The sequence below is a fragment of the Halorientalis brevis genome, from assembly GCF_023077655.1.
Window position 1 is genome coordinate 540,357 of the sequence record NZ_JALLGV010000005.1, and the last position, 14,105, is coordinate 554,461.

Annotated in this window: 12 protein-coding genes and 1 tRNA gene; 11 read left to right on the forward strand and 2 right to left on the reverse strand. The window is 63.9% G+C overall.

The annotated features are described in order from the left end of the window. Positions 1-74: 74 nt before the first annotated feature. A complete protein-coding gene (locus MU553_RS14720) occupies positions 75-1,430 on the reverse strand; it encodes a RimK family alpha-L-glutamate ligase (RefSeq protein ID WP_247378764.1) in 1,356 nt (451 codons plus the stop codon). 144 nt (positions 1,431-1,574) lie between these two features. Between MU553_RS14720 and MU553_RS14725 the strand changes: the two genes are divergently transcribed. From MU553_RS14725 to MU553_RS14755, 7 genes are all read left to right on the forward strand, one after another. Beyond that, entirely contained in the window at positions 1,575-2,609 is a 1,035-nt protein-coding gene (locus MU553_RS14725; RefSeq protein WP_247378765.1) for a succinylglutamate desuccinylase/aspartoacylase family protein, read from the forward strand. A gap of 197 nt (positions 2,610-2,806) precedes the next feature. Then, on the forward strand, positions 2,807-3,427 hold the full coding sequence (locus MU553_RS14730; protein ID WP_247378766.1) for a DUF7344 domain-containing protein: 621 nt from the start codon (positions 2,807-2,809) through the stop codon (positions 3,425-3,427). A gap of 461 nt (positions 3,428-3,888) precedes the next feature. Continuing rightward, positions 3,889-4,281, forward strand: coding sequence for a succinate dehydrogenase, cytochrome b556 subunit (sdhC, locus tag MU553_RS14735; RefSeq protein WP_247378767.1), 393 nt, complete (start codon positions 3,889-3,891; stop codon positions 4,279-4,281). Between the two features lies 1 nt (position 4,282). Then, on the forward strand, positions 4,283-4,648 hold the full coding sequence (locus MU553_RS14740) for a succinate dehydrogenase hydrophobic membrane anchor subunit (RefSeq protein ID WP_247378768.1): 366 nt from the start codon (positions 4,283-4,285) through the stop codon (positions 4,646-4,648). Beyond that, positions 4,648-5,535, forward strand: a complete 888-nt coding sequence (locus MU553_RS14745) for a succinate dehydrogenase/fumarate reductase iron-sulfur subunit (protein WP_247378769.1) — start codon at positions 4,648-4,650, stop codon at positions 5,533-5,535. The genes MU553_RS14740 and MU553_RS14745 overlap by 1 nt, the downstream gene beginning before the upstream one ends. 7 nt (positions 5,536-5,542) lie before the next feature. After that, positions 5,543-7,372, forward strand: coding sequence for an FAD-binding protein (locus tag MU553_RS14750; protein ID WP_247378770.1), 1,830 nt, complete (start codon positions 5,543-5,545; stop codon positions 7,370-7,372). A gap of 290 nt (positions 7,373-7,662) precedes the next feature. Beyond that, positions 7,663-9,309 (forward strand): DUF7827 domain-containing protein, encoded by a 1,647-nt coding sequence (locus MU553_RS14755; protein ID WP_247378771.1) that lies wholly within the window; start codon positions 7,663-7,665, stop codon positions 9,307-9,309. Between the two features lie 4 nt (positions 9,310-9,313). Here the strand turns inward: MU553_RS14755 and MU553_RS14760 are convergent, their stop codons facing one another. Then, positions 9,314-9,994: an SOS response-associated peptidase gene (locus tag MU553_RS14760; protein ID WP_247378772.1), complete on the reverse strand. Its 681-nt coding sequence runs from the start codon at positions 9,992-9,994 to the stop codon at positions 9,314-9,316. Positions 9,995-10,485: 491 nt separating this feature from the next. Here MU553_RS14760 and MU553_RS14765 point away from each other — a divergent pair, with 491 nt between their 5' ends. The 4 genes from MU553_RS14765 to glmU all read left to right on the forward strand — a co-directional run bounded on the left by MU553_RS14765 (position 10,486) and on the right by glmU (position 14,103). Further along, positions 10,486-11,838: a 5'-deoxyadenosine deaminase gene (locus MU553_RS14765; RefSeq protein ID WP_247378773.1), complete on the forward strand. Its 1,353-nt coding sequence runs from the start codon at positions 10,486-10,488 to the stop codon at positions 11,836-11,838. A gap of 30 nt (positions 11,839-11,868) precedes the next feature. Next, positions 11,869-11,973, forward strand: a tRNA-OTHER gene (locus MU553_RS14770). A gap of 514 nt (positions 11,974-12,487) precedes the next feature. Then, positions 12,488-12,814, forward strand: coding sequence for a DUF5789 family protein (locus tag MU553_RS14775; RefSeq protein WP_247378774.1), 327 nt, complete (start codon positions 12,488-12,490; stop codon positions 12,812-12,814). A gap of 107 nt (positions 12,815-12,921) precedes the next feature. Beyond that, the gene (glmU, locus tag MU553_RS14780; protein WP_247378775.1) at positions 12,922-14,103 is read left to right on the forward strand and encodes a bifunctional sugar-1-phosphate nucleotidylyltransferase/acetyltransferase; all 1,182 of its coding nucleotides are present in this window, start codon (positions 12,922-12,924) and stop codon (positions 14,101-14,103) included. Positions 14,104-14,105 lie beyond the last annotated feature (2 nt).

Here is a 14,105-nt window from a genome sequence, read left to right on the forward strand (position 1 = left end):
AAAGGTGAACTTAGCGCGCTCGGTCACACGGCAGCACAGGCCAGGGAGAACCGCGTACGACGGTGGCGCCGAGCTTACTCCTCTTCTTCGAGTTCTTTCTCGATCCGGTCGCCCCCTTTCTCGTCGGCGCGGCGGTTGATGTCGACGAGGTAGTTCTCGATGATGTCCCGGCCGAGTAACACGGGGTACTCCATGTGATCGCGGTCTTCGACGCTCGCGGTGACGGTGTGCTGAGTGCCACCGACGCCGACCACGAGGTCGACGACCGGCCGGGATTTGCCTTTCTTGACGCTCCCCGATTTCACCGTCACGATGTCTTTGATCGGGCCGGTGCCGATCTCGGCGGCCAGTCGGGAGTCGATGCTGGTCCGGGTCGCCCCGGTGTCGGCTTTCGCCATGACCGTCTCCGAGCCGCGGGTCCCGCTCACGACGACTTCCTCGATGTAGCCGATGACGACCGGTTTCGTCTGGCTACTCTTCTGGGGTCGAGGCATGCACGCTGGCCGGGAGTCGTCGAGCGAGGCCGCCAACTGCTCGACCTTCTCGTCGTCGACGTCGCCGCCGGCCCGCTCGATGGCGAGTTTGGCGATGTACGGCGCCGGGCTCCGGTTCGTCGCCTGGAAGAGCCCCTTGAAGCCGGCCGTCGGGTTGACTTCGAGGACGTACCAGCCGTCGGACCCCTCCACGATGTCGACGCCAGCGTAGTCGAGGCCGACGATGTCGGCCGACCGTCGCGCGATGTCGGCGATTTCCTCGTCGATCTGGTCGGTCGCGTTTTCGACCTCGCCGCCGAGTGCGACGTTCGTGCGCCACTCGCCGTCCGGCGCGTAGCGGTTCATGGCGCCGACGATCTCGTCGCCGACGACGTACACGCGGAGGTCGCTGTGCTGGGTCTCGTCGTGTTCGAGGAACTCCTGGAGGAACGCCTGCCGAGAGCCGACCTGCGGGTTCACCGGATCGTCGAGGTCGACCTTCCAGGCCCCGCCGCCGTGGGTTCCGATCGCCGTCTTGTAGACGGCCTCGTCACCGAACCGTTCGCGCGCCGCGTTCAACCGGTCGCCCGAGAGCGCGAGCAGCGCGTCCGGCACGGGAATCCCCTGGCGAGCGAGTGCGACGCCCGTCGCGAACTTGTGCATCGCCGTCAACGTCGCGTTCGGCGGGTTGAGCATCGGTGCGAGATGCTCGAAGGTGTGCGCCAGCCCCAGCCCTTCAGCCGGGTGCTCGTCTTTCGAGAGGAGGAGTCTGTTCGCGATGACGTCGACGTCCGGTTCCAGGCGGGCGGTTCCGTCCTGGATGTCGACGGCCGTGTTCTCGGCCCGGAGCCACTCGGTGCCGTATCCGAGGTCGGCGACCGCGTTGAGAATCGCTTTCGTTTCCTTGCTGTTGTGGAGACTCAGAACCCCGACGGTGAGATCAGCGCTGTCAGTCATAACACGGCTTGGACTGGCCCCGGAAAAAGGCCTGCTGTTGCCGGCCGGAAAACGTCGAATTTTCGCGACATGGCGTTGACATTGGCGGTTCTCGCAGTCGAGGTTTGTCGACTGTTTTTATACCTCCCTCACCGAGAGCGGGGCATGAGTGACTCGGCGGCTTTCACCTACAACGGCGGACGGGTGGAGCCCGGAGAGACAGCGGACATCCGATACAGCGTCAGCCAGACCTACCTCGGGGACCCGATCCGAATCCCCGTGACGATCATCAACGGCGACAAACCCGGACCGAAGATCTTTCTCAGCGCGGCGGTGCACGGCGACGAACTCAACGGCGTCGAGGTGGTGCGCGAGGTCGCCCAGGAGTGGGACCACGGGGGACTCGAAGGCACACTCGTCTGCCTCCCCGTCCTGAACGTCCCCGCGTTCATGGCACAGGAACGGTATCTCCCGATCTACGACAGGGACCTCAACCGATCGTTCCCCGGTTCAGAGGGGAGCACGAACGCGAAGCGGATCGCAGCCCGCATCTTCGAGAACTTCATCGAACCGTGCGATCTGGGCATCGATCTCCACACGTCCACGCGTGGGCGAACAAACATGCTCCACGTCCGAGCAGACACGGACGATCCCGAAGTCAGTCGGTTGGCGAAGGCGTTCGCATCGAACGTCATCATTTCGAGTACCGGCCCGAGCGGGTCGCTCCGTCGGGAAGCCAGTGACGCCGGCGTGCCGACGATCACCGTCGAGATGGGTGAGGCACACCGGTTCCAGCGCTCTCTCATCGACCGGGCGCTGGACGGCGTCGTGAGCGTCCTGGCCGAGTACGGCCTCCACCCGACTGACGCAGTCCACTGGCCGGGCTGGCGGACGGTCATCGACGGGAGCAAAGAGAAAACGTGGCTGCGGGCCGACGCCGGTGGGCTCGTCGAGATGCACTACGACCAGGGGTCGTTGGTCTACGAGGGTGACCGGATCTGTACCATCACGAACCCTTTCAAATCCGAGTCGGACACCGTGCTCGCACCGTTCACCGGCGTCCTCGTCGGCGTGTTAGAGAACCCACTCGTGTACCCCGGTAATCCGCTCTGCCACCTGGTCAGACTCGACGGTCGGACGCTCCGCGCCGTGGAACGCGACCAGCAGGCAGCGAACCCGGGCGGCCCATCGAAGACGTAGCCCCAGTCGTTCCCGAGCGGCGCCGGGTCCACGTTAGCCTGCTCGCCTACCGATCCGAGCCCACCGATTGCGACATATCCTGCCAGTTTACACGTCCGAGAGATGTATCGCCGAGAAAATAATAAATATCCTATGTAGAGAAACAGAATCGAACTAGGAAAGAGTTTACACAGGTGACAATCCAAATTTGAAACAACATGCTTCAGTGGGAAGGGAGCGGTGAAGCGAAAGGGAGCAACGAGCAAACAGTTGGGAAGAGAAACGGATCGGTGGCGGGCGACGCCAGAGGCGGCCGCGTCGGCATCGAGGGTTCGTCTCAGCTTTCGCTCGACGACGCGTTCGACATTCTGAGCAATCAGCGGAGACGACACGTGCTCCAGCACCTCCTGTCGGCGCCGTCTGAAAGCGTTCAACTCGGTGAGATGGCCGAGTACGTCGCGAGCAGTGAAAACGACAAAGACGTGTCGGAGGTCACGTCGACCGAGCGGAAACGCGTCTACATCGGGTTGTACCAGAACCACCTTCCCCGGATGGATGCGGTCGACGTCATTGACTTCGACGCCGACCGGAAGGAGATACGACCCGGGGCCCACGCGACTGATCTGGCACGCTACCTCCACGACACGCAGCAACGACGACGCGGGAACGGGGACTGGGCGCAGTACTACCTCTTCCTTGCGACCTGTAGTGGCCTCGTGGTCCTCGCAAGCGTCCCAACGGGCGGGTTCTTGGAAGATTACCGGTTGTTGGTATTCTGTGTCACCATCACGTGCCTTTTCGTCCTCTCACTCGTCCAGTTGACTCGGCAAGCGGGATAGACGAGCGTGGGTTTTGACAGAGTCAGTGGAACTGATTCCGACGGGATTCGGGCGTAATCGGGAACCATCGTGCCGTTACGTGGTAACTACCGTTCCGGTATCGGCGGTTATGGAGCAATTTACAACGGTGATGGCGCTGCCAGCACAGGATGGGGGAGCGCTGTGGGAAAGTGCTCTCGATTGGTGGGTGGCACCGACGAGACTTCGCGTGAAGTTTCGTCCTCACGTGTCACTGGTTTTCCGTCGGCACTGATTCGGGGAGTGGCGCGACACGTCGATCGACAGTCGCCCGCGTGTTCCAGTCTCTCGAACATCGTTCGATCAGAAGATAGCGTGAATTAATCCTGCCGTTTCGATGCGTGGAATGGTGGAACAAGAGGGGTTCTACAGGCGGTTTTGTCGACACGGTGCAGGACCATGTAGAAACTACTAAACACCCCCGGTCCTTGGCTCCGAACGTTATGAGTCAGTCGTACGACCGGGGCACCGTCGAGGACTTCGGACGGTGGAAAGACTTCTCGGCCGGCATGTGGGCATGGATCTTCCACAAGTTCACCGGCTGGGTGCTGGTCGGCTATCTGTTCACCCACATCGCGGTGTTGAGCACCGCGACGCAGGGGGCGACAGCCTACACGCAGACCATCCGGGGCCTTGAAGCCCTCGCGATCGTTCGCGTGCTCGAGGTTGGATTGCTGGCCGTTGCGGTGTTCCACATCCTCAACGGAATTCGGCTGCTGTTCGTCGACCTCGGCATCGGACTTGAGGCACAGGACAAGAGCTTCTACGCGTCGCTGGTGCTGTCGGGCGCCATCGTCGTCGCGAGCGTTCCAACCTTCGTTTCGGGGGCGTTCTGAGATGGCTGAGCACTACTCCTCGTTCGATCGTGGCAACGCTCGCTGGTTCCTCCAGCGACTTACAGCGGTGTTCCTGATCGGCGTGCTCGCGTTCCACTTCATGCTGTTGCACTTCGTGAACCACGCCGCTGAGATTACGTTCATGGGGACCCAAGCCCGAATGAGTCAAGTCGGGTACTTCGGGACGATGGTCGCGTTCCTCGTGACCGCGACCTTCCACGGCGTCAACGGCGTGTTCAACGCCTTGATCAACCAGGGCCTCGACGGCGGCCAGAAGCAGGCAGTCAAGTGGGTACTCGTCGTCGCCAGCCTGGTGTTGATCGCGCAGGGGACTCGAACGGCGCTCGTCATGGCAGGGATCATCTAATGAGTACAGGAGTTCAAGAATCCGAAACAGAGGCACAGGAAAGCGAAGCAGAGGCCGAGGAGTCGCCGGCCCAGGCACAGCGCATGGAGCGCAAACGCCAGCGCGCCGAACAGCGGGACCTCCAGGAGGAGGCCAAGGCAGAACTCGGCGACGCCGACGAGACGATCGAGCTGAAGGTCTTCCGCTACGACCCGGAAGTCGAGGGTAAAGAGGAACCGCGCTTCGACACGTTCCACGTCCCGTACTTCAAGGGGATGACCGTGCTCGACGCGCTCATCTACGCCCGCGACCATTTCGATTCGAGTCTGACCTTCCGACACTCCTGTCGGCAGGCGATCTGTGGCTCTGACGCGCTGTTCGTCAACGGCAGCCAGCGTCTCGGCTGTAAGACCCAGCTCTCGGACCTCGACGACCCGGTTCGCATCGAACCGCTCCCGCATCAGGACGTCGTCAAGGATCTGGTCGTCGACATGCAGCACTTCTACGACCAGATGGAGTCCGTCGAGCCGTACTTCCAGACGAACGACACGCCGAGCGTGAGCGACCTGGAAGAACAGCGCCAGGACCGCGAGAACCGCGAGAAGATCAAGATGTCCACGCGCTGTATCTGGTGCGGTGCGTGTATGTCTTCCTGTAACATCGCAGCGGGCGACAACAAATACCTCGGCCCGGCGGCTATCAACAAGGCCTACCGGTTCGCGATGGACGAGCGCGAGGGCGAGGACATGAAACAGCACCGGCTGAACATCATCGAGCAGGAACACGGCGTCTGGCGCTGCCAGACCCAGTTCTCCTGTACCGAGGTGTGTCCGAAGGACATCCCGCTCACCGAGCACATCCAGGAACTGAAACGCGAAGCAGTCAAGAACAACCTGAAATTCTGGTGATACAATAATGTACGAACACGACGTTCTGGTCATCGGCGGTGGCGGCGCAGGCCTCAGGGCGGCAATCGAGGCCCACGAAGAAGGAGCCGACGTGGCCATCGTGACGAAGCTCCACCCGGTTCGGAGTCACACGGGCGCGGCAGAGGGCGGTATCAACGCCGCGCTCCGCGACGCCGACTCCTGGGAAGACCACGCCTACGACACGATGAAGGGGTCGGACTTCCTGGGCGACGCGCCGGCGATCGAGACGTTCGCGAAGAACGCGCCCGAGGAAGTCATCAACCTCGAACACTGGGGTATGCCGTTCTCCCGCGAGGACGACGGTCGCGTCTCCCAGCGTCCGTTCGGTGGGCTCTCCTTCCCGCGAACGACCTACGCGGGCGCAGAGACCGGCCACCACATGCTCCACACGATGTACGAGCAGGTGGTCAAGCGAGGGATCGAGGTGTACGACGAGTGGTACGTGACCCGCCTCGCGGTGACCGACCACGACGATCCCGAGGACCGCGTGTGTCACGGTTGCGTTGCCTACGACATCAAGTCCGGCGAGATCGCCGGCTTCCGCGCGACCGGTGGCGTGATCCTCGCGACCGGTGGCCTCGGACAGGCCTTCGACCACACCACCAACGCAGTGGCCAACACCGGCGACGGGCCGGCGATGGCCTACCGCGCCGGCGTCCCGGTCGAGGACATGGAGATGATCCAGTTCCACCCCACGACGCTGCCGTCGACGGGGGTCCTCATCTCCGAGGGTGTCCGCGGCGAAGGTGGGATCCTCTACAACGACGAGGGGGAACGCCTGATGTTCGAGTACGGGTACGCGAACAACGAAGGGGAACTCGCCTCTCGTGACGTCGTCGCCCGCGCCGAACTCACTGAGGTCAACGAAGGTCGCGGTATCAACGACGAGTACGTCCACCTCGACATGCGCCACCTCGGCGAAGAGCGCATCCTCGACCGCCTGGAGAACATCCTCCACCTCGCGGAGGACTTCGAGGGCGTCGACGGCCTCGAAGAGCCGATGCCGGTCAAGCCCGGCCAGCACTACGCGATGGGCGGCATCGAGGTCGACGAGAACGGCGAGACCTGTATCAACGGTCTCTACGCCGCTGGCGAGTGTGCCTGTGTCAGCATGCACGGCGCGAACCGTCTCGGTGGCAACGCCCTGCCGGAACTGCTGGTCTTCGGTGGCCGCGCCGGCGCACACGCGGGCGGTCGCGACCTCGGCGAAGCGGAGATCCCGACCGGCCTCTCGGCAAAGAGCGAAGAGAGCGACCTCGATACCCCGGTCTCCCCGGGTGCCGTCGACGCTGGCGACGCGGACGTCGCCGCCGACGGCGCACTCGTCGAGCCCCAGGAAGTCATTCAGCACCACGTCGACGCCGAGGAACGGCGCGTCACCGAGCTGCTGGAGAAAGACGACGGCGTCAACCACGCCGAAGTCCGTGCGGACGTCCAGGAGACGATGACGGACAACGTCAACGTCTTCCGCCGCGAGGAGAACATCAAGGAGGCGCTCGAAGACCTCCGCGTCGCTCGCGAGCGGTATCAGGACGTCTACGTCCGTGACCCGTCGCGCACCTACAACACGGACCTCATCCACACGATCGAGACGCGCAACATCATCGACGTGGCCGAGTGTATCACGCTCGGCGCACTGGCCCGCGAAGAGTTCCGCGGCGCCCACTGGCGCGAACAGCACCAGGAGCGCAAAGACGAGGAGTGGATCAAGCACACGATGATCGCCTGGAACGACGGCAGCCCGGAACTCTACTACAAGCCCGTCATCCTCGAAGGCGAGGACAAGACCTACGAACCGAAAGAACGGTCGTACTAAGCCAGCCGTCTCTGACCGGCTCCGACCGTTCGACCCGGTCACAACGCGTTCACGTTGCGCAGGCCTGCTGATCGCTATTTTTCGTCGTGACGCTCCCCGCGATCTCTCGGAGCGGGTCGTACCGCCAGATTACAGGCGTACAGGGTCTCCTTGAAACGCGATTCGTGGCACCGAGATGATGAAACAAGCCGGTATAGAAAGATTACGAGATGGTAGGAGTCGTGTAACAAAGCGGGAAGCGAGTGAAGAGAAGGCACGATCACTGCTGGTCGACGCATTCGCTTCAAACGATGACAGAGACGAACCTCACTCCGGCCCTCGTATCGCTTCTCCTTCTTTCGCTCGTCGCAACGAGCAGCCCCGCAGTCGGTGCAGCACCGGGCCAGCACGACGGCGAGGCGGTCTCACAGACCCTCCAAACCGACGGCACGGCACCTGCGGCGACGTCGCCCGTGGCGCTCTCGGCGGCGTCCGAAGCGTCGTTCGCCGAGGGTACTGTCAGGGAGACAGTCGGTGATCGCGCGACGATCAACATCACGATCGGTCACGGAGAGAGCGGACGGCTCATCGCCGGGACGGCTGACAAGGGGTATCGCGCGGTGATCAAGTTCGACGACGACGACTTCGACGGGGAGGTGTCGCTCAGGATGAACACGTACCTCGCCGGGAATCACACGGGGAGCGGTGAACGACAAGCCTGGAGCGCCGAGGCTGGCGACGACGTCGAGCGCGTCAACCTCACGACTGAACCGCTGGACGAGCCGATCGAGCCAGCGACCTACGATCTGAAAGTCAGAACCGACGGGGAACTCCAGGACATCGACCTGCTCGTTCTCAGTGAACCGTCCGTGTCTTCTCTCGCGTTCGGGACCGCGCCCGGGGAGCAGTTCGGCGAGTCACGGAAAGAGATGAACCTGACGGAGACGGACAGCGTAGCGATGGGCGACGTACTGGTTGCAACCGTTCACACGCAGGGCGTGTTCGGTATCCTGGACGCACAGCCCGGCGAAGACGACACCGAACGGTTCCGGTCACTGGTCCAGTCACCGAACACGTCGTTCTCGCTCGAACTTGACAAGGAGAACTGGGCGAGGGAGCCACCGGAAGTCGCCATCGGTCGGAGCTTCGAGAACGACGCGTTCCACGTGATTCCGGCCCCCGAAAACGACACGGTGTACGTCACGATGGACCCGGACGCACTCGAGTTCACCGACGGTCGGGCAACGGTGCGAGCAGACGACCGATACGAGGCCACGTTCGAGCTCGACGAGGACAGTCAGGTAATCTCGAGCGACGAACGGGTCAAAGCGACGGTGCAGTTCACGGAGCGGTCGGTTACGATCGAAGCCGGCGAGGAGGATCAGTTACGGCTCCCGCCGACCAGTAACGCGACGGTCAACGGCACCACCACTGTCGCACCTGGGACCATCCTCAACTTCCGGGTTCGAGAGAACGAGATGTTCAGCCAGTCGATCGAAACCACCGTTCAGGCGAACCGAACGTTCGCCCTGCCGCTGAATCTGTCCGAGGTGCTGCCAGGTGCCAACGTGAGCGTGAGCGCGTACAACTACGATGCGGAGGCCCGGGGGTACGTCCGGGACCCCTGGACGGAACCGAGCGAGCCGACGACGCCGGTCTCCGAACCACCGCTCGCGACCACCGTGGAGCCGACACCGACGGAAGCGGACGAGCGGACGACGAACACGACCGCGCGGCCGACCACCACCGAGAACACACCGACGACCGAGGAAACGGACGCGTCAGCGGGAGCGTCCACGACCGAGACGGTCACGGCCAGTCCGGCAGCGGCCAGCAACGAGCCGGCAGGCACGACGGCACAGGCGACGACGGCCGAGGGGCCCGGCTTTACCGGCGCAGTTGCCGGGATCGCACTCGTCGGATTCGCACTGTTGGTGACCAGACGCCGGGAGAATTGACCGGTCAGCTACCGAACTCTCCGAGACCGGTCTGTTCGGATCGATCGGGTTCGACGATGGCCGGTGAGTCGTTCGACGGATCGTTGACGGCCGTCGAGATGGGGTACGCGTCGAGGTCGTCGTTCGGATACGGGCGACACAGGTCGGCCCGTTCGTCCGGCCCCGCGGTCAGCCAGGTGGTTTCGGCCTCGCGTGGGAGGACAACGGCCATGCGGTCGTGCAGTGGTTCGACGAGTTCGTTCGGGTCCGTCGTGAGTATCGTCACAGTCTGGCGGCGGTCGCCGTCGTCTTCCCACCGTTGCCACAGCCCGGCCATCGCGAACGCCAGGTCGTCTTCGCGGGAGACCCGATACGGCTGTTTCCGTCCCCTGCCGGTCTCTTTCCACTCGTAGAAGCCCGAGGAGAGCACGAGACAGGGCCGGGACTCCCAGGCGTCGCTGAACGCCGGCTTCTCGTGTGCGGTTTCCGCCCGGGCGTTGATGAACCCCTGATCGTCAGCATCGGCCCAGCGAGGCATGAATCCCCAGTCGAATCGCTGGACGACGTCCGGCTGGTCGGCGGTGATGACTTCGAGCGGATCGGAGGGTGCGACGTTGTACCGTGGTCTGTAGTCGTCGGGCACGCGCGCGTCGAATCGGGATTCGAGTTCCGCTCGCGGGGCAAACAGCGAGGTGCGGCCACACATGCGTCGGGCTACGTGGTTCAGACAGGAGGCGCTGTTGGTTCCTGGCCTGGATAAAATCGAACCGGGGGCGAGAACACCAGCTAGAACCCGGACGGGAGATGTTTTCCCCGGTCCGCACGGCTGTGCTGGTCTCCCAGGTTCACGAACGCCACTCACGTGACGTCCGTTACTTGGCCTTCCACCACTCGGTCCGGGTGGAGTGGCACTGGACCGGTGCGGTTCTCCTTCGGAGCAGTATCCTTGTTGCCCTGTTACGGGCAGTTCGGTTGTTGCCCCTAACCTGATGCGTCCCGCCGAATGCGGCGATCTGGACCAGGTCGTCCGGCTTGTTCCCGGTGCTCTCGCACGATCATTGGTATGGTGTGTCAAGGCATAAGGCTGCCGTCTTCGTCGATCACTCAGTAACTAACCATATCCGTGGCGAACCGAACCGGTTCGCAACGCGCAATCGACCAAGGTATTTTCTACACGAGTCCAGTACTGACGAGGGGATGTTACTCCGGGGCACCGTCGTCGCCGACGCCGACACGGTCATCGAGGACGGGGCGGTCGTCGTCGCCGGCGATCGCATCGAGGCAGTCGGGTCCGCAGCGGACTTGCTCGATCAGTACCCGAACCGCGAGCGACGGGCGTTCGACGTCGTCGCGCCGGGGATGGTCGGCGCACACGTCCACTCGGTCCAATCGCTCGGGAGAGGGATCGCGGACGATCGGGCACTCCTGGAGTGGCTGTTCGAGTACGTCCTCCCGATGGAAGCCGACCTCGGTGCCGACGGCATGCGACTCGCGGCCGAACTCGGCTACCTGGAGTGTATCGAATCGGGGACGACGACGGTGATCGACCACCTGTCGGTCGACCACGCCTCGTCGGCGTTCGAGGCGGCGGCAGAGATGGGCATCCGCGCCCGGATGGGGAAAGTTCTGATGGACAAGAACTCGCCGCCGGGACTGGAAGAGTCGACCGAGGACGCGCTCGCCGAGAGCGAGCGACTGATTCGGCAGTATCACGGGAACGAGGACGGCCGGATTCGGTACGCGCTCACGCCACGGTTCGCAGTGACGTGTACCGAAGCCTGTCTGCGGGGCGTCCGTGACCTGGCCGACGCCTACGACGGCGTCCGGATTCACACCCACGCGAGCGAGAACCGCGACGAGGTCGAAACCGTCGAGGAAGCGACCGGCAGACGAAACATTCACTGGTTGGACGAGGTCGGATTGACAGGCGAAGACGTCGTCCTGGCCCACTGCGTGTGGACCGACGAGTCCGAACGGCAAGTGCTCGCAGACACGGGCACGCACGTCTGTCACTGCCCGTCCTCGAACATGAAACTCGCCTCGGGCGTCGCGCCGGTCGTGGACTACCTCGACCGCGGCATCAACGTCGCGCTCGGCAACGACGGCCCGCCCTGCAACAACACGCTCGATCCGTTCACGGAGATGCGCCAGGCGAGCCTCCTCCAGAAAGTCGAGACGCTGGACCCGACGACGACGCCAGCGGCGACGATCTTCGAGATGGCGACCGCCAACGGGGCCCGCGCGGCCGGGTTCGAGCAGGTCGGCAAACTCAGAGCGGGCTGGAAAGCCGACGTCGTCGGGTTGCGGACGGACGCGGCCCGGACGACGCCAGTGAACGACGTCCTGTCGCATCTGGTCTTTGCGGCCCACGGCGACGACGTCGTCTTCACGATGGTCGACGGCCGCGTGTTGTACGACCGCGGTGAACACGTCGTCGCTGACGCCGAGCGCATCAAAGCGCAGGCCCGCGAGTACGACCTGGAGCTGGGGCAGAGTAGTGGTTCCAACGGGGAAACGAGCGGGTACCGATCGGGGTCACCGGAGGCTTGATACCGCTCGCATCCATAGATTCGGGTGTTTGGAAGGGTGGCTCAGTGGTAGAGCGCCGACGGTCGGACGTGCCAGAACCCCGGCCGTGGGTTACCCCGCTTAGGGCTTCGCGTGGTTCAAATCCCGCCCCTTCCATTCAGCGATTTGTCCGGCGAGCCGCCCCATCGGCGAGCCACATCGATATCGCGTGATGGATGATGGGATTTGAGCAGACGAGACGCAGCGCGCACAGCGAACGAAGTGAGCGAGCACGAGCGTCTCGGCGAGTTCAAATCCCGCCCCTTCCACTTTTTACAGCACCCGCGAGGCGTTTTATCGCCGAGTGCGATCGCTGTGCAGAAGTTGAACGTGGGATTTGAATGAGGCGACACGCAGCCCGGGAAGCGACTGAAGGGAGTGACCCGGAACGTGGCGACGTGGTTCAAATCCCGCCCCTTCCATTCAGCGATTTGTCCGGCGAGCCGCCCCATCGGCGAGCCACAGCCAAATCCCGCCTCTGTCGCGCTCGGTGCCGCGTCGGTCCTCCGGCTTGCACGTGCCAGCCGTGGCGACAACTGCGCTGATCCCGTGGCGTAGACAGGTATCTGTTGACGCGGTTTTTCGGAGACGCCACCGGTGGCGTCACCAACTGAAGCCTGCCAACCCAACCATGTCAGAGAGAAACGAAAGCCAGGACGATCGGGAGAGTGGAGTCGCGTTCGGCGAGGAACTCGCGGACGCGCTCGACGCGTACGAGTATCCGATTTCGCTCGAGGAACTGCTCGCGGAACACGGCGACGCGTCGGTCGATCTCGTCGACGGATCGGAACCGCTCCGCGAGATACTCGGACCGCTCGGTGAGGAGACCTACGAGTCGAAAGGCGGAGTGCGACAGTCTGTGTTGACGATGGTCGACAGCGACGCGGTCGGTCGAGAGGGGTACAGCGATCGAGGGGACAGCACCGACCTGGACGACGAGTCGGACGAATCGGTGTAGAAACACACCGGAAGACGGCGCATGTCAGAGCGGGGGCGAACGGAAGGGAGTCGCTACGGTGACGAACGGTCGGTAGGCATATTTAGGAGCCAGCGGACGGGCCGAGTATGCAGACTGTGATTCTGGCCGCCGGGGAGGGAACGCGGATGCGTCCGCTGACCGAGTCGCTGCCGAAACCGATGCTGCCGGTCGCCGATCGGCCACTCGTCGCACACACCGTCGACGCCGCGGTCGAAGCCGGCGTCGACGAACTGATTCTGGTCGTCGGGTACGAACAGCAGGTCGTTAGGGAGCACTTCGGCGACAGCTACCGCGGCGTGCCAGTCTCCTACGCTGTCCAGGAGGAGCAACTCGGCACGGCCCACGCGGTGCAGGCTGCCCGGGAGCATCTCGACGGGGAGTTCGCCGTGCTGAACGGCGACGACCTCTACGACCCCGCCGGCCTCGCCGATCTGTTTTCGGGCGGGCCCGCGGTCGGGACGTACGAGGTCGAAGACCCCACGCCGTACGGCGTCTTCGCCATCGACGGCGACTCTGTGACCGGGATCGTCGAGAAACCGGCGGACCCGCCGTCGAATCGCATCAACGTCGGCGCGTACGTCTTCCCGTCCGAGGCCCGGGAGTGGCTCGACGTCCCGATGAGCGAGCGCGGGGAACACGAGATCACCGACGTGCTAGAGCGAGTCATCGACCAGTTCGACGTCCGAACGGTCGACATCGACCGGTGGATGGGCGTCGGGCGGCCATGGGAACTCCTGGAGGCAAACGAGTGGAAACTCGGCGAGATGGAGTCTGCGGTTCGCGGGGAGGTGCGCGGTGACGCCGAACTCCGGGGGACCGTCGTCGTGGAGGACGGAGCGGTCATCGAACCGGGCGTCGTCATCGAGGGACCGGTACTCGTCCGGAGCGGCGCGCACGTGGGCCCGAACGCGTACGTTCGCGGGGCGACGTTGCTTGCGGAGGACACCGAGGTGGGGCACGGCGTCGAAGTGAAAAACACCGTCGTCATGTCCGGATCGAACGTGCCCCACGTCAGCTACGTCGGCGACAGCGTGCTCGGTCGCGACGTGAACCTCGGTGCAGGTACCCAGGTGGCGAACCTCCGACACGACGAAGCGGACGTGACGCTCATGGTCAAAGGCGAGCAGGTCTCGACGGGCCGGCGGAAGTTCGGCGTCGTCGCCGGCGACGGCGCCAAGACGGCGATCAACACGTCGCTGAACGCGGGGACCAAACTCTCGGCGGGCGCAGTGACCAAACCCGGCGAGTCGGTGACGAAGGACCGCTGAGA